The organism is Microbacterium sp. NPDC076768, assembly GCF_040687205.1.
Lineage (GTDB): Bacteria > Actinomycetota > Actinomycetes > Actinomycetales > Microbacteriaceae > Microbacterium.
Window position 1 is genome coordinate 591,279 of the sequence record NZ_JBFBMU010000001.1, and the last position, 15,975, is coordinate 607,253.

The following is a 15,975-nucleotide window of genomic DNA, read 5'->3' on the forward strand; positions in this document are numbered from 1 at the left end:
CCCGCCTCCACGACGATCTGAACGGAACTAACTCATGAGCACCAACCTCAACGGACGACGCGCAGTCGTCACAGGCGCAGGAGCCGGTATCGGCGCAGCAATCGCCCGTACATTGGCCGAAGCAGGCGCCGACGTTGTCGTGCACTATGCCCACAGTGAAGAGGGCGCGCACAGCGTTCGCGACGAGATCACGGCACTGGGACGGCGCGCAACCGCCATCCAGGCCGACCTGACCGATAGCGCCCAGGCCGACAAGCTCATCAATGAAGCAGCAGAATTCCTCGGCGGCATCGACATCCTCGTCAACAACGCAGGCCACCTGGTGGGCCGCGCCGCCACGGCGGAGACGACAGATGAGCGGTGGCACCAGATTATGGATGTCAACGTGTCGAGCACGTTCTACACGACACGTCGTGCGCTTCCGCTGCTCACCGCCTCGGGTAACGGCCGCGTCATCCAGATGTCGTCGCTCGCCTCGGAGAACGGCGGAGGAGCAGGCTCCACGGGCTACGCCACCGCGAAGGCCGCCGTCGTCGGCTTCACTCGCGCACTGGCCAAAGAGGTCGCCGGATCGCACGTGACCGTCAACGCCGTCGCCCCCGGCTTCATCGGCGAGACCGCCTTCCACGAAACCTTCACGCCGAGCGAGGCACAGAAGAACATCGTGGCTGGCATTCCCCTCGGCCGCGCAGGAACCGCGCAAGACGTCGCCAACGTCTGCCTCTTCCTCGCTTCCGATCTGTCGTCGTACGTCACCGGTCAGGTCGTCGACATCAACGGCGGACTCAACTTTCGATGAGCGTGATTCCTCAGCGTCCCGGTGGGTGGTGGCACGACTACGTCTGCCCCACCCACGGGACCGAGCTCGTGGGCAACGATGGCGACGACCATCTGTGCTCGGCCGGTTGCCGTCTCCGCGGCGACCGTTACGACGGGGCCTTCCTTGCACTGGAACACCAGAGCCTCGCACGCGAGGCCCGCGCCGCCGCACACCGGTTTCGTCGAGACGGATCTGACGCAGACCGAGATCGCGCCTGCGAACTCGTCCTCGCGTACGCCGATCTCGCCGCCAGAATCACGGCGCACGGCTGGAGCGAGAAGAGTGAGCCGTGGATGTTGCGCGGCAAGCTCTTTGCTCAAGCACTTTCAGAGGCGCAGTGGGCCGTCGGAATCGCCGACGCGATCATCGCCCTTGGACCGCTTTCTGCACTGACAGGCTCCGCGCGCCTGCGCGAAATGCTCGACGGGCTTGCTGCCACGATCAGTGACGCGCGTCGCATCCTCGTGGTTGACCGCGACGACCCCCGCAGCAACTACACGGCTTGGCTTGATGCAGCAGGACGCTTGATCGCTCTTGCCCAGCATCGCCTCGGTGGCCCGGCGCCTGCTCCGCAGTTCGAAGAGGCCGTTTACGCCCACATGCAGATTGCCGTGCACTCCGACGGGTGGGAGTGGGAGGCCTCGACCTACTATCACGTCTTCGTTTTGCGGGCGTATCTGCTTGCGCTTCGCGACGTGGATCCGGCCTCGATTCCGGCTGATTCACTGCGTGTGCTCCGCTCGATGGTCGACGTGCTCATTCTGATCGCCGCGCCAGACGGCTTTCTGCCCGCCATGCACGATGGGCCGTTCGATCGCGTCCTGATGCACAGAGAAGTGTTGGAGATCGCCGTGCTCTCCGCTCAGTTGCTCGGCGATTCGGGCATGGACACGATCGAGGCGTGGGCACGCGACCGCCTCGGTGAAGAGCACGATGGCCTCGAAGACACGCTCGACCAGTGGTTCGCGGGGGCACCGGTTGCCACCACCCCTGCTCGCGCTGGTTCCACCCACTTCGTTAATGCCGGCTACGTCGTTTTGCGCTCCGCCGATGATCGGTTGCACGCCGTTCTCGACGCTGGCCCACACGGTGGCGCCCACGGCCACCTCGACAAGCTTGGCCTCTATCTCTACGGAAATGGCGAGCGCTGGCAGCCGGCACCGGGCGTTCCGCCCTACGCCAGCGCGCTACGCCACGGCTACTACGCCCGCACAATCGCACACCCGACCGTGCGGGTTGATGGCGCCGATCAGTCAGAGGCCACCGCAGAAGTGATCGCATGGGATGCCGAGCGCTCCAGCGTCGTCACCAGGGCAGATGACGCAATCGAAGGTGTCGATTTCGGCCGCGCGGTGCAGTTACACGGCGACCTCCTTGTCGATGTTGTGCGTGTGCGCGTGCGCAGCGGCGCCGACAAACAGATCTCCCTCGGACTGCGCCCAGGGGTCGAAGCCACGGTCACCGCCGATGGCGACCAGTGGCACTCCACTTGGGGTGCGGGTTCTGAGCAGCTTGTCGGGGTGCACCGTGCGTCTGCGGCATCCGCACTCAGCCTCTCCCCCGGTCGCGGCCCCTCTGATGACCCCAGCCGGCTGCTGCACGTGGCAGATTGGTCGGCTCATACCTCAGCGATCGTCTTCGTGAGCGTGTATCAGCTCAGCAGCGCCGACCCTGCCCAAATTCTCCGCATCCGTGACGAATCCACGGCCGTGCACATCGACATTCACGCATCCGACTCCCCCACACAGATAGAGGTACCTCTATGACCGGCCCGATCCTGCTTCATGATCGTGAAGCCACTCTGCGCAACGAACTCGATGGTTCACGCAGCCCCCAGTTCCGTCGCCTGCTGGAGGAGTGTGATCGCGCCCGCGGTATGGAGCTTCCTCAGGAGCACCCGCTGGCATCGATCACCTACTTCGGCCCGGGAGCCGCAAACCTCGCACTCGCGTACCGGTTGACCGGTCAGGCGTCGTACCTCGATGAACTGCGGCGCTGGCTTGCTCCGCCGATCTCTTTCCCGCACTGGGGAAAGGCGAACCTCCCCGATCACGACCTGGACGCCGGGTGGATTCTGCACGGCTTCTCCCTTGCCTACTCCTGGGCGGGCGATGCCCTCCCCGAAGAAGAGCTCGCCGCCCTTGAGGCAAAGCTCCTGCTCCAGGGTCGCCGACTGTATGAGTTCGCTGTCGAAACAGAGGGCGCCTGGTGGTCTTCGTCGTACTGGCAGAACCACAACTGGATTTGCTACGCGGGATTGGCAACCGCCGGGTACGCGCTGCAGGAGAAGTACCCGGAAGCGCGCGAATGGACCGAGCGCGCGAAAGAGAACTTCGCAAAGGTCCTCGACCGGCTGCCAGACGACGGGTCAAACAACGAGGGCGTCGTGTACTGGCGCTACGGAGTGCCGTGGATCGCGAGCTACCTCGACATCCTCCGCGACCAGGAGGGTATCGACTGGTTTAACCGCGGCACCTACCTGCGTGAGACATTCTGGTACCGGCTGTACCAGGCGGCGCCAGACCTTGAGCGCATCATCGATCACGGAGACTGCCACGATCGCCGCAGCGGCCACCCGCTGGCGCTCTACTACAAGCTTGCCGCCGAGTACCGCATCCCGCAGGCACAGTGGTTGGCCGACAAAGTTGCCACCGAGTTCTTCTGGCGTGAGGCCTACGAGAGTGGCGTGCGCCCAGGCGTGCGACCAGAGGCCTACCAGGAGCTGCTCTGGGTCGACCCGAGCGTCACACCAGAGAGCCCGGAGACTCTTCCCACCAGCCGCTACTTTGCCGACCTCGGTCTGGTTGTCGGACGCACTTCGTGGGACGACCAGGCCCGCATGGTCTCGTTCAAGGCCTCTCCCGGTGGCGGTCACAAGGCGTGGGATGAGTCGCACCGAGAGAAGAAGGCCAGCGGCTGGGTAACGCTCAATGCCGGACACCACCACCCCGACTCCGGCTCCTTCGTCTTTGTCGGACACGGGTCGTACCTGGCGATCGACGAGGGATACTCGTCGCGCAAGCTCACCGAGCACCACAACAGCATCCTCATCGACGGTCATGGCTTCGTGAATGAGGACCGCTACCACGTCTTCGAGAACCTGGCTGAGGAGTACACCGCTTCGATCCTCACCACCACGCTGGGCGAGGGATGGACGCACGCGGTCAGCGAGTCCTCTGCCATGTACGACCGCGCGCTCGGCGTCACGCGAGTGCGGCGTCATCTGGTGATGACACCGCACGGTGACCTCGTGATCGTCGATGACCTGGCCGCAGACGAGCCACGCGAGTGGACCTGGCTTCTGCAGCTCGATCATGCGCCGTCGCACGCGGAGAGCGGGCAATGGCGTGCCGAAGCAGGGCACGGCGTGATGGATGTAAAGGCGCTAGACGCGAACGAATCCAGCGAGGTTGTTCGTACCGAAGTGCATGCCAACCCCACCTCGTCGACACCATCGCTGGCGATCGCGAAGACCCAGCACACCATCAAGCGGCATGCCGCCGCCAGCGCCACGGCGCGTTTCATCACCGTGTTGGAGGCTCGACGCTGGGATGATGAGACGGCCTCGGTCGTGCGCGCGACCACCAGTGAGCAGGGCGTCGAAGTGCAGATTGAGCGCGGCGGAACCGTCGAGCACGTATCCATCGGCTTCGAAGGGGTCGCACCCGCGCTGGAAAACGCAGACATCGAAGGAGACGGATTCAGTGGGCGGACTCGAGTGACCTCATGACGCCAAGCAGGGAGCGCAGTAAGCGGAAGCCCCGTTGGGAGCAGAGTCTCCTGGCGGCGCTTGCGTACCCCGCCAACCTCGTGCTCGGCGCGGTGGCCGTGCTCATACTCGCGCTCCCTGTGGTGACGGCTTTTTCTGCCACGATTGCGCTCGCCCGTGCTTTTGCTGCGTGGACGCACAATCGAGACGACGCCGTGTTCACCAACACGTTCCGTCAGTTCGCCCTGACCTGGCGCCGGTCGCTCCCGCTGAGCATCGCCAGTACGGGTGTGCTGGTCGTCGTGGCTGGCAACATCATCTTCCTCGCGATGCAGCTGGCGAACGGCTCCGATCCCTTCGGCCTGCTCATCGCGGCTGCCATGCTTCCGTTCACTCTCGTGCTGCTTGCCTACGCGTTGGCGGTCGCGGCAGCCTCGGCGCGCATCCCCGATGCCACCCGCAAGGAATGGGTCGCCGGCGGATGGGCACTGTTGTTGGGCCTACCGCGTCGCTCGCTCGGTGTGCTGACCGTGGCGATCGGTACCGGCATCGTGAGCGTGCTGATTCCGACAATGGCCCCCTTCCTCGTCTTCTCGCTTCCGGTGTACGCGGCGGTGCGGTTGTGGCCGACCGCGGCCACCGGCGAGAAGCAGGACGAAGGGTGATCGACGACTCTCGGCGGTCTTTTGCACTGAAAGTGCTCTACGGAAACACTTTCGCCATGGCCGTCGGCTTCTACATGCTGGTGCCGCTGCTCGCGTTTCACCTATTGAACGACCTCCTGCTCACCATCGCCGTCGTCGGCGCGCTGACTGCCGTGCGCACCGCTGCGCAGAATGGCCTGATGCCCATCGCCGGATGGGTGGCGGACCGCATCAACTTCCGCAGGGCAATCCTCATCGGCGTGCTCGTGCGTGCGGCAGGGTTTGCGTTGCTCGGAACGGCGGAGTCCATTCCCGCGCTCGCCATCGCCTCTGTTCTCACGGGCCTGGGCGGCGCGCTGTTCCATCCCGCCAGCTACGCCGCATACGCCGCACTCTCGACCGACGGCGACCGGGTGCGCATCTACTCCACCCGTGAGATGGTCAGCAACGTCGGCTTCATTGTCGGCCCGGTGCTCGGCGGATTCCTTGCCGGCGTCGACTTTGGCATCGTCGCGTTCTCATCCGCCGGTATGTTCGTCGCTGCGTTCTTCGTGAGCTTGTTTGGTCTCCCTGCCGACCTGTCCCACAACTCTGGCGGAGCACCACGACTGCGCGCAGCGTTCATCGACAGGCCGTTCCTGCGATACTGCCTTCTGGTGATCGGGATGTCGGCGCTGATTGCGCAGTTCTACCTCGTCATCCCATTCCGCGCCGGGGAGTTGCTCCCCGGGCCTACCGGGTTGGGCATGGTCTATTCCGGCGCAGCAATCGTCATGGTCGCCACCATGCTGCCTTTGACAGGGCTCGCCAACCGGCTGCTCCCGAGGTACGCCATCCTCGCCATTGCGGCCGTCGCCCTGGGGGTGGGCGTCGCCCTCATCGGCCTCGCCAACTCCGTTGCCTTCATGCTGGCAGGCGTCGGTGTCTTCGTGATCGGACAGATGCTCGCCCAACCAGTGCTGAACGCGGTCGTGTCGAACTTCGCGCCCGACGGCTCCGTCGCCAGCTACTTCGGCGTACAGGGATTGGCCACCGCGATCGGCGGCATCATCGGCAGCACAGCAGGTGGGCTCATCTACACGATCGCCGGATCCGCAGGACCAGCAGCGTTCTGGGTATGGTTCAGTTTTCCGCTCTGGGGCGCACTTGTCTGCGTGATGTTCGTCCTGTTCGGCCCGCGAGACCGCTCAACACCCGAAGCACCATGACGCACTTCGGGTGTTGAGTCTCGGCCGACCTGTTCTATAGCGCCTCGCCCAGCGAGGGCGACGGAGGACGCACAAAGGCACTCAGTCGATGCGCGATCGCATGAGCTTGCGCCTCAGCTTCGCGCTCCTGCAGCTCTGACTGCTCGCGGCAGGGGTACGCGTCCATCTCATCTTCATGCGCTGGCTTATCGGCAGGCTTCTTGAGCTGGTCGAATGTCATCGGCGCCCACGCACACCGCGAATGCCCACACAGCAGATGCGCGAGTTCGTGCACCACGACGTGGAGCTGATACCAGCGTGGATCCGCCATGCGCACAGCGATTCGCGCACTGTCACCATCGGCAAGTGCATACCGGGGAACGGCCGCCCACTCCGCCTCGTCCAGCACCTCTATTTCAATATCTAGACCCAACAGCACCGACGCACGCTCGACAATCTGGTGCGCGCTCGCGCCGTGCTCTACCTCCAACTCTTCGAAAAGCAGATCTAACCGTCCTGGTTGACTCGTCAACACGCTTCCCCTCATGTAGTCCGCCCGTGGGGTCGGGCAAACACCCCTTCACACCTAAGAGATGCAAATGCACGCCAAGTCATTACGCGGAAGCGTCGAAACCTTAGACCACTCTTCGAGTGCCCACCCCTACAACTATTGGTATTAGCACCCTCGACCCGAAGGCCCCGCCCCGATCCTCACCCCGATCCCCTCCCCCCGTCCCTCACTCCCACCCCCGACTCCCGAGCCAGATGTCGGGAGATTCTCCAGGTGGCGGCGGTTTCGGGGCCTTCGGCCCTACATCCGGACTTTCTCCCGACAGGTGCTCCGGGGAAATGTGCGCGGGGAATGAAAAACGCCCCCTGTCCCGAAGGACAGAGGGCGTTTCGCGAAGAGAATTACTTGGCGGCGACGACCTGCAGCGTGATGACTGCGGTGACGTCTTCGTGCAAACGCACGGTTGCCTCGTGATCGCCCGTCGACTTAATCGGCGTGGTGATCTGAACCTTGCGCTTGTCGATCGCGCCAATGCCGGCCGCTGCAACAGCGTCAGCGACGTGATCGGTCTTGACCGAACCGAAGAGACGACCAGCGGCGCCCGCCTTGACGGCGAGACGAACCTTGGTGCCTTCGAGAGCGGTCTTCAGGGCGATAGCGTCGTCACGATCGTGGATCGCGCGTGCCTGACGCGCGGCCTGGATCGAAGCAACCTGCTTTTCGCCACCGCGGGTCCACGCCGTAGCGAAACCCTGCGGGATGAGGAAGTTACGGGCGTACCCGTTCTTTACCTCGACCACGTCACCGGCGCTACCGAGCCCGGCGACCTCATTCGTGAGAATCAGCTTTGCCATCTCGATACCCCTTACCGGCCGGCGCCAGCGTAGGGCAGGAGCGCCATTTCGCGCGCGTTCTTGATCGCCGTGGCGATAAGACGCTGCTCCTGCACCGAGACACCGGTGATACGACGGGCGCGGATCTTGCCACGCTCCGAGACGAACTTGCGAAGGGTAGCGACATCCTTGTAATCGATGACACCAACCCGGATGGACTTCGCGGGAGCGGTGGGCTTGCCACCCTTCCGCGGCTTGCGGCGGTCGCCGCTCGACTTTCCAGCCATAGTTTTTCCTTAGTGATGAGCGGCCCTTCGACAAGCTCAGGACCCACGCGGGTCACGAGCTCAGGGCCAGAGAATTAGAACGGAGTGTCGTCGCCGAAGCTGCCAGGAGTGCTCCAGGCATCGGCGCTCGTCGACGAACCGGGGGTTGACCACGGCTCTTCCGACACCTGCTGCTGCTGCTGAGCGGGGCGAGACTGTCCGCCACCGCCGCCAGCACCACCGGTCGAGGCCGCGCGAGTAACCTGCGCTGTCGCGTACCGGAGCGAGGGGCCGATCTCGTCGACCTCCAACTCGATCGCCGTGCGCTGGTTGCCTTCGCGGTCCTGGTAGGAACGCTGACGCAGACGGCCCTGCGCAATGACGCGCATGCCCTTCGTCAACGAACCCGCCACGTGCTCGGCGAACTCGCGCCAGACGGATGCACGGAGGAACAGCGCTTCGCCGTCCTTCCACTCATTCGCGGCACGGTCGAAGTTCCGAGGCGTCGATGCGATGGTGAAGTTCGCCACCGGCAGCCCGTTCTGCGTGTAACGCAGCTCGGGGTCGGCCGTGAGGTTTCCCACCACGGTGATGACGGTTTCGCCGGCCATGGACCTTAAGCCTTCGCAGCCTTGGCGGCCTTGCGAGCAGCCTTCTCTTCGGAGCGCTTAGCCTCCGAAGCGACCATCGCCTGAGCCTCTTCCGAGCGGAGAACCTTGGTACGCATGATCTGCTCGTTCAGCTTGAGCTGACGGTCAAGTTCCTGCGTGGTCTCGCTGGTAGCGGTGAAGTTGACGACGGCGTAAATGCCTTCGTTCTTCTTCTGGATCTCGTACGCCAGGCGGCGCTTGCCCCAGATGTCGACGTTCTCAATCGAGCCACCATCGTTGGTGATGACCTTGAGGAACTTGTCGAGCGTGGGTGCAACCAGGCGCTCGTCGATCTCGGGGGTCAGAATGACCATGAGTTCATACTGGTGCGTCACTTACCCACCTCCTTCGGACTAGAACGGCTCTCGGGAATTTCCCGGGAGCAGGAGGGTGTGTGCACGTGCCTGCTCCAAGAATCCCGAATGGACGCCGGAAGGCAGACAACCTCGTCAGTCTAGCCGAATCTCTCCACCGCCGCGAACAGAACGCGAACGCTCTGCTGGCACTAGGGAGATGCAGAGAATTGGGCGGCGCTTTGGCATGCTGATAGGTGCGCCAGACGAGATTCGTCGGCGCGCGACCAGAGGGGGGACGCTATGCGCGTCAATAAATGGGGGGTCGGCTTCGTTCTCGTCGCCACCGCGCTTCTTTCCGGATGCTCAGCGAGCGGATCCGATACAGGACCCGACGGCGAGGCCGGCACAGGAACGACAGGAGCTGACGCCTCCCAGACAAACTGCCCCACCCTTGAGGAGGGTGCGACGGTCGCTGGTGAAATTCTCGGAACATGCATCACCGACGCGATGGAAGACACTGCAGGATTCGCGATCTCGATGAGCACGTTCGGGATGGAGTCGTCGAGCCGCTACAACCCCGCAGACCTTGCCTCCGAGACCACCACCTCGTTCGGATCCATCATCATCATCGACGATCAGACCTGGGTGAAGCCGCCGACGGGAGAGTGGCAAGTCGCTGACTCGTCGTCTGCCGACCAAGATGTTCTCGCGCTGAGTAGCGCAGCCGAGTCCATCGAACCGGCTGACCCGTTGGGCGTCGCCGGTGCACTGTCTGGCGATTTCACCGTGACAGGCACGGACTCACGTCTCGGTGAGGAAGTGTTCTTGGTCGAAGGCGTCACCACCTCAGGAGACGTCTCGGTGTCGATGGTGTTCGAGCTGACATCTGACTTCGTCGCACTCGCAGCAAGCGCATCCACCGAGGTGGAGGGTCAGAAGCTCGAGGCGGTTCAAGAGGTCACCGAGTGGGACGTGAAGCAAGACATCGTCGCTCCGCTCTGATCCCCCTCACACAAAACGGAGACCATCCGCGTGAGACACAGCGCGCCGCAGCGCGCCGTGCCGCACAGTGATCGGATGGTCTCCGTTTTGTTTGGTGTCAGTAGATGACGGGCGGGATTTCAGCCCAGATTGTGCGGTCGTTGACCGACGGGGCTGCGGGGATGTGGCCACGTCCATCTGGCTCGGGGATCGCGGCCAACAACGCCTGCGTGTATGGATGCTGCGGCGCGGCCCACAGCTGAGCCGTCGGACCAGACTCGAGCACCCTTCCGCCAAACATCACCAGCGTGCGGTCGGCAATGCGCCGCACTACCGCCAGGTCGTGCGAGATGAAGAGCATTCCCGCACCAGCTTCTGCCACGAGATCGCGCATCAAACCGGCGACGCTCGTTTGTGTAGAAGCGTCGAGCGCAGAGATGGGTTCATCGGCAACGAGGAGTGATGGTCGTGCCGCCAGAGCGCGCGCGATGGCGATGCGCTGCTTCTGTCCTCCCGAGAACTGATGAGGGAAGCGGGTACTCACATCTGTCGGCAGGCCCACGCGTTCTAGCCATTCATCGACGGTCGAGCCGGCAGCGCCTCTGGCCTTCGCTGTCGCGATGCCATCGGCAATCTGCTCACCCACTCGACGTCGCGGGTTCAGCGACGTTGCCGGGTCTTGAAACACCATCTGAATGCCGGTCATTGCTGTGGGCCGACGGCGGATTCCCAACGGCGCGACCGGGGTATCGCGAAAGCGCACCGTGCCGCCAGCGATCTTCTCAATGCCGACGACGGCGCGGGCGAGACTCGACTTGCCGCTCCCTGATTCACCAACCAGAGCCACGGTCTCCCCCGCGGCCACGCTGATCGACACACCATTTACCGCCACGACAGGCGGGTGTCCCGGGTACCGCACCACCACATCGTGCGCGTCGAGGACAGCGACCTCACTCATCTTCGACCTGCCCTTCCGGCGCCTTACCGGCCTGCGCGCCCGGCAGGGCGGCGAGCAACATGCGCGTGTAGTCGTGCTGAGGATCAAGAAATAGAGTCTGGCGATCGGCTAGCTCCACGATTCGGCCGTCTTTCATCACGGCGACCCTGTCGGCAATCGCGCTCATGACACCAAGGTCATGCGTCACAATCAGCACAGCAAGGTTGCGCTCCACGGCGAGGTCTCGCAGCAGCTGAAGAATGCCTGCCTGCACGGTGACGTCGAGGGCGGTGGTCGGCTCGTCAGCCAACAGCACTTCCGGATCACACGCAAGAGCGCAGGCGATCGCGATGCGCTGGCGTTGCCCACCAGAGAACTGGTGCGGGTAACGCCCCAACGCCTCGGCGGGGTTGGGCACCTGCACGGTTTCCAGCATCTCGATGGCGCGGGCGCGCGCCGCTTCACCTTTCAGCCCGAGGTGCACACGCATGTGATCGGTGAGCTGGCGTCCCACCGGCAGCTGCGGATGCAGCGACGCAGACGGATCCTGAAAAACCATGGCGATGCGCTTGCCGCGCACACGGTTGAGAGCGCGACGACGCAGGCCGAGCAACTCTTCGCCGCCGAGTGAAATTGATCCGCCGGTGCGCGCCTGCCGCGGCAGCAACCCCAGCACGGCGAGCGAGGTGAGCGTCTTGCCCGACCCAGACTCCCCCGCCAGCCCATGGATGCGTCCGGCTTCGAGCTCCAACGAGACGCCCTTGACCAGCGGACGGCCGATGTCGATTGTCAGGTCACGGATGCTGAGGACCGATGATCCCTGCACGCTCATGCGGAAACTCCCGTCGCAGAAGCTTTGTGCTCTGCTTCCTTCTCGTGCGTTACCTCGGCAGTTGGATCGAGCACATCGCGCATCGCGTCACCCAGGAAGTTGAAGGCCAGCACGACGGTAAGAATCGCGAGGCCGGGGAAGACACCCAGCCACCATGCGTCGAAGTTCTGCATTGCGCCGGAGATCATCGAACCCCACTCTGCCGTGGGCGGCTGTGCACCGAGCCCGAGGAACGAGAGTCCGGAGAGAAGAAGGATGGCGGCACCGATGTCGAGCGTCGCGAGCACCAGAATCGGGCCAGCGATGTTCGGAAGGATGTCGACGAACAGCGTGCGCGTGGGCGAGTGCCCGAGCAGTCGTCCGGCGATCACGTAGTTCTGCCCGCGCAGACCCAGCACGATGCTGCGCGTGATGCGGGAGTACTGCGGCCACGATACGACGATGGCGGCGATCACGGCGTTGAACAGCGAGGGTCCGAGCGAGGCAGCCACCACCATCGCGAGGATGACTGTCGGAAATGCCATGAACAGGTCGGTGATGCGCATCAGCGTCTCATCTACCCAGCCGCCGAAGTATCCGGCGAGCGCACCGATGAGCGTGCCGATGATCATCGCGGCGATCACCAGCATGAGCGCCAGCGGCAGGCTCACGGTGGCACCGGTCATCAAGCGAGAGAAGATGTCGCGCCCGTTGCCGTCTGTACCGAGCAGGGTTTCGACTCCCGGCGGTTGCAGTCGAGGAAGCACCTGCGCGTTGGGCGGATAGGGGACCCACCACTGCGCGGTGAATGCCACGATTACCCAGGCGCCGGCAACGACGGTGCCGATGATGCCGAGCGGTGTGCGCCAGGCGCGGGGCCACCGGAAGCGGAAGCGTCCGGCCGGGGAGGCAGCGGAGATACGGCTCATGCGATCCTCACTCTCGGGTCGAGCACGCCGTAGAGCAGATCGACGATGAAGTTGATGAGGAGGTAGATGACGCCGACGACGAGGCCGACGCCCATGATGCCGGGGAGGTCGAGGTTGGCGGCGGAGTTGTATGCGTAGGTTCCGAGTCCTGGCCAGGCGAAGACCGACTCTACGAGCACGGTGCCAGAGAGCAATGCGCCGAACGCGACTCCGACCACGGTGAGGATCGGGAGAGAAGCGCCGCGAAGCACGTAGTCGAGCACCACGCGCATGCCCGAAAGGCCTTTGGCGCGAGCCGCACGCACATAGTCGCTGCCGAGAACTTCCAGCACCGACGTGCGGATGAAGCGGGTGAGCAAACCGATCGTCACCAGCGAGAGCACCATCACCGGCAGTGCAAGGTGGGCAAGGGCGTCGAAGAATCCCACAGCATCGCCGTTGAGGAGGTAGTCGACCGTGTATAGCCCTGTCACCCGTGGTGGCGGGGTGATCGCCGGGGAGATCCGCCCAGACCCCGGGGCAATGCGCAGCTCAAGGAAGAAGACGTAGAAGCTCACGAGCGCTAACCAGAAGGTCGGCACGCTGAGCCCGATCAGCGTCACCACGCGGATGACTTGATCGGTCACGAGCCCACGGCGGTAGGCGGCAAGCGTACCGAGCACGATGCTGACCAGCAGGCTGACGATGATCGCTCCGATCGCGATCTCGATCGTTGCCGGCACCGCGGTGGCGAGGTCGCTGGTGACCGGGCGTCCGGTCACCAGCGACGTGCCGAGGTCCCCGCGCAGCAGGTTCCCCATATAGATGAAGTACTGCACGAACAGTGGCTGGTCGAGTCCTTGCTCCCGAATGAACGCCTCACGCGTCTCCGGGTTTTGGGATGCACCTTCGCCGAGCGCCGCCGATACCGGGTCTCCTGGCACCAGGTTGGTGAGCGCGAACGTCACGATCGTCACGCCCACCAACAGGAGCACGGAGGTGCCGGCCCGCCGCAGCAGGTATCCGATCAAAGGCGATCGGCGCCGTTGCGCCTGCCTCTGCACCGCCACTGTCGTCATGAGGTTGCCGCTCAGCCAGCCGGCGTGATCTCAGCGATGTCCATCTCCCACACGGAGTTGTACACAGCACCGGTCACGCTGTCGGCAGAAGAGATGTTGCGGCCGGGAACGATCATCGGCACGAACGGCCCTTCCGCCTGCATAGCTTCGGCGAACTCGGTGAATGCAGCCGTACGCTCGTCTGCATCGGTGGCGCTGGCCGCGTTTTCGGCGATGGCCGCGATCTCCGGGTTGGCCTCGGCAGCCCAACCTGAACGGAGGCCGACCTTCAGACCAGGTCCGAACGGGAGGAAGTTTGCGGAGTCTGCGTAGTCCGGGCCCCAGAACCAGAGACCGAAGCCCTCGGTGCCGTTGACGTAGGCGTCAAGCTCCGTGGCGAACGGTGCGGGGGCGAGCTCCACGGTGATACCGGCATCCTTCAGCTGCGCCTGCACACGCTCGGCGAGCGGAGTGAACTCCACCCCTCCGACCGGGTAGTCGTTCGGGAACTGCAGCTTCAGGGTCTGGCCCGTGTAGCCGGCCTCATCGAGAGCGGCCTGCGCCATCTCGAGGTCCTGCTCAGCGCCTGACTCCAGAGCGCCCTCGAATCCGGGCGGGATAACGCCCGTCGCCTGCACGGCGCCAGCACCTGCCAGCTCAAGCAGCGCGTCGTAGTCGAGCGCGTAGCGGATCGCCTCGGCGATCTTGGTGTTCGCCAGTTCACCGCCGACTTCTTCTGACTGGTTCAGCAACAGGAAGATGGTCTGCCCTGATGGCACCGAGTCGACGGTGATGCCGTCGCCGAGCCCCGCGACCTGGTCGCCGTTCAGATCCATCGCGACCATGGAGTCGTCGCCCTTGAGGTTGGCGAGCTGGGTGGCGCTCTCCGAGACGTTTCGTACGACCACGCGCGAGAATTCCGACTCTTCGTCGCCGTTGTACTCGTCGTTCTTGGTCAGCACGACCTGCGAGCTGAGGTCGAGAGTGTCGAGCACGAATGGACCCGAACCCGCGGATGCTCCGTCGAGGAAGCCCTGGGCGGAGTCGGTGCCGTCGATCGTGCCGCCGTTTTCCATCACCACGTCGGAGTTGACGATGCCGAGCGCCGGGTTTGCCAAGATCGCTGGCAGCTGAAGAAGCGGGGTCGCCGATGTGAACTGGATCGTCTTGTCGTCTACCTCGGTGATCGTGAGACCGCCGAGCAGGAAGTTCGGCTTCGCGTCGGTCATGCCCTGAATGCGCTGCAGGGTGAAGACGACGTCTTTCGCCTCAATCGGCGAACCGTCGGAGAAGACGCGGTCACCTTCGAGAGTGAAAGTGAACTCCGTCGCGGTGTCGTTCTGCTCCCACGAGGCGAGGCCTGCGACCGGAGTCGAGACGTCGGATCCTTCGAAGTCAACGAGGGTCTCGTAGAGCGCCTTCGCGATCATGTTGCCTGTGGGGTCGTAGGTGTGACCGGGGTCGGTGGTTTCGATCGAGAACGCGGTGTCGATGACGAGAGAGTCAGCACCAGAGGATTCTCCGCCGTTGTTGGCCGAGTTCCCTCCTGAGCATCCTGCGAGTGCGAAGAGCGCGACGGCTCCGAACGCGATGACCGACGTATTGCGGCGTGACGACATGAGGGCCTCCAAGGGCGAGGAGTACATTCGAGTGAATCGCCACCGATGTGGACGACCGTGCACCAGAGTCGCACCATATGCGACGATGTGTCCAGCGGGAGCGGGCCACCTCGGCACGCTCTGTCCAGAACCTCAGATTTGGAGAGCAAAATGTCCAGCAAGAATGCAGAAGAGTCAAAGCATTCTGGACGAAGTGCCGTCACATTGGATGAGACGGCATACAGAATGCTTGATGTGTTGCGTGATAACGGTCGCGTTTCAATCGCGGCCCTCGCCGACAAGGTCGGGATCTCACGCGCAAATGCGTACACGCGGGTCGAATCGCTGGTGCACGATGGCGTCATCACGGGCTTCAGCGCGCGCGTCGATCAGGCGAAAGCGGGACTCTCTATCGGAGCGCTCGTGTTCGTCACTGTATTGCCACAGGCGTGGACTTCGTTCCGTGAGCGGGTCTTAGAAATGCCAGATGTCGAGTGGTGCGCCATCACCACAGGCGAACACGACGCGATGCTACTGATCCGTGCGGTGGACGTCAGCGGAGTGCATGAATTCTCCACCGGGGTGATCGCGCAGCTCCCCGAGGTGCGCACTGTTGTCAGCGTTGTGGTGCTGGATGAAGTGATCCGCCGGCCCTATCTGCTGCCAGGTGATCTTCCGGAGCGCCGCAGCGAAACCGCTCCGCTCGGAATGACCAGGTGGACGCCAGCATCCCCAGGGCGCGACACGCTTCCGCCGCGCTGAGCTC

Annotated in this window: 17 protein-coding genes; 7 read left to right on the forward strand and 10 right to left on the reverse strand. The window is 63.9% G+C overall.

Annotated features, from left to right (window positions below):
* Positions 1-34: 34 nt before the first annotated feature.
* From AB0O87_RS02965 to AB0O87_RS02985, 5 genes are read left to right on the forward strand one after another with little or no spacing between them, the layout of a single operon-like run.
* The gene (locus AB0O87_RS02965) at positions 35-799 is read left to right on the forward strand and encodes an SDR family NAD(P)-dependent oxidoreductase (RefSeq protein ID WP_363511580.1); all 765 of its coding nucleotides are present in this window, start codon (positions 35-37) and stop codon (positions 797-799) included.
* Positions 796-2,586 carry a heparinase II/III family protein gene (locus AB0O87_RS02970; protein WP_363511582.1) on the forward strand — a complete coding sequence of 597 codons (1,791 nt, stop codon included), beginning with the start codon at positions 796-798 and terminating at the stop codon, positions 2,584-2,586. Before AB0O87_RS02965 ends, AB0O87_RS02970 begins: the two co-directional genes overlap by 4 nt.
* Positions 2,583-4,550 (forward strand): DUF4962 domain-containing protein, encoded by a 1,968-nt coding sequence (locus AB0O87_RS02975; RefSeq protein WP_363511584.1) that lies wholly within the window; start codon positions 2,583-2,585, stop codon positions 4,548-4,550. Before AB0O87_RS02970 ends, AB0O87_RS02975 begins: the two co-directional genes overlap by 4 nt.
* A complete protein-coding gene (locus tag AB0O87_RS02980; RefSeq protein ID WP_363511586.1) occupies positions 4,547-5,194 on the forward strand; it encodes a hypothetical protein in 648 nt (215 codons plus the stop codon). Before AB0O87_RS02975 ends, AB0O87_RS02980 begins: the two co-directional genes overlap by 4 nt.
* Positions 5,191-6,381 carry an MFS transporter gene (locus tag AB0O87_RS02985; protein WP_363511588.1) on the forward strand — a complete coding sequence of 397 codons (1,191 nt, stop codon included), beginning with the start codon at positions 5,191-5,193 and terminating at the stop codon, positions 6,379-6,381. Before AB0O87_RS02980 ends, AB0O87_RS02985 begins: the two co-directional genes overlap by 4 nt.
* A 34-nt stretch (positions 6,382-6,415) precedes the next feature.
* On the opposite strand, the gene AB0O87_RS02990 is transcribed toward AB0O87_RS02985, so the two are convergent.
* The 5 genes from AB0O87_RS02990 to rpsF all read right to left on the reverse strand — a co-directional run bounded on the left by AB0O87_RS02990 (position 6,416) and on the right by rpsF (position 8,955).
* Entirely contained in the window at positions 6,416-6,892 is a 477-nt protein-coding gene (locus tag AB0O87_RS02990; RefSeq protein ID WP_363511590.1) for a hypothetical protein, read from the reverse strand.
* Between the two features lie 380 nt (positions 6,893-7,272).
* On the reverse strand, positions 7,273-7,725 hold the full coding sequence (gene rplI, locus AB0O87_RS02995) for a 50S ribosomal protein L9 (protein WP_363511592.1): 453 nt from the start codon (positions 7,723-7,725) through the stop codon (positions 7,273-7,275).
* An 11-nt stretch (positions 7,726-7,736) separates the two neighbouring features.
* A complete protein-coding gene (gene rpsR / locus AB0O87_RS03000) occupies positions 7,737-7,991 on the reverse strand; it encodes a 30S ribosomal protein S18 (RefSeq protein WP_017829850.1) in 255 nt (84 codons plus the stop codon).
* A 74-nt stretch (positions 7,992-8,065) separates the two neighbouring features.
* On the reverse strand, positions 8,066-8,581 hold the full coding sequence (locus AB0O87_RS03005) for a single-stranded DNA-binding protein (protein WP_363511594.1): 516 nt from the start codon (positions 8,579-8,581) through the stop codon (positions 8,066-8,068).
* 5 nt (positions 8,582-8,586) lie between these two features.
* Positions 8,587-8,955 carry a 30S ribosomal protein S6 gene (gene rpsF, locus AB0O87_RS03010; RefSeq protein ID WP_363511596.1) on the reverse strand — a complete coding sequence of 123 codons (369 nt, stop codon included), beginning with the start codon at positions 8,953-8,955 and terminating at the stop codon, positions 8,587-8,589.
* Between the two features lie 261 nt (positions 8,956-9,216).
* Here rpsF and AB0O87_RS03015 point away from each other — a divergent pair, with 261 nt between their 5' ends.
* Complete coding sequence (locus AB0O87_RS03015) at positions 9,217-9,918, forward strand: hypothetical protein (RefSeq protein ID WP_363511598.1); 702 nt, start codon at positions 9,217-9,219, stop codon at positions 9,916-9,918.
* Positions 9,919-10,015: 97 nt separating this feature from the next.
* On the opposite strand, the gene AB0O87_RS03020 is transcribed toward AB0O87_RS03015, so the two are convergent.
* Genes AB0O87_RS03020 through AB0O87_RS03040 form a run of 5 tightly spaced genes read right to left on the reverse strand, consistent with a single transcriptional unit; the run spans position 10,016 to position 15,230 of the window.
* Complete coding sequence (locus AB0O87_RS03020; protein WP_363511600.1) at positions 10,016-10,855, reverse strand: ABC transporter ATP-binding protein; 840 nt, start codon at positions 10,853-10,855, stop codon at positions 10,016-10,018.
* Positions 10,848-11,666, reverse strand: a complete 819-nt coding sequence (locus tag AB0O87_RS03025) for an ABC transporter ATP-binding protein (protein ID WP_363511602.1) — start codon at positions 11,664-11,666, stop codon at positions 10,848-10,850. Before AB0O87_RS03025 ends, AB0O87_RS03020 begins: the two co-directional genes overlap by 8 nt.
* On the reverse strand, positions 11,663-12,574 hold the full coding sequence (locus AB0O87_RS03030; RefSeq protein ID WP_363511604.1) for an ABC transporter permease: 912 nt from the start codon (positions 12,572-12,574) through the stop codon (positions 11,663-11,665). The genes AB0O87_RS03025 and AB0O87_RS03030 overlap by 4 nt, the downstream gene beginning before the upstream one ends.
* Positions 12,571-13,632: an ABC transporter permease gene (locus AB0O87_RS03035; protein WP_363511606.1), complete on the reverse strand. Its 1,062-nt coding sequence runs from the start codon at positions 13,630-13,632 to the stop codon at positions 12,571-12,573. Before AB0O87_RS03035 ends, AB0O87_RS03030 begins: the two co-directional genes overlap by 4 nt.
* 11 nt (positions 13,633-13,643) lie before the next feature.
* On the reverse strand, positions 13,644-15,230 hold the full coding sequence (locus tag AB0O87_RS03040) for an ABC transporter substrate-binding protein (RefSeq protein ID WP_363511609.1): 1,587 nt from the start codon (positions 15,228-15,230) through the stop codon (positions 13,644-13,646).
* A 150-nt stretch (positions 15,231-15,380) separates the two neighbouring features.
* Between AB0O87_RS03040 and AB0O87_RS03045 the strand changes: the two genes are divergently transcribed.
* Positions 15,381-15,971, forward strand: coding sequence for an Lrp/AsnC family transcriptional regulator (locus AB0O87_RS03045; protein ID WP_363511611.1), 591 nt, complete (start codon positions 15,381-15,383; stop codon positions 15,969-15,971).
* Positions 15,972-15,975 lie beyond the last annotated feature (4 nt).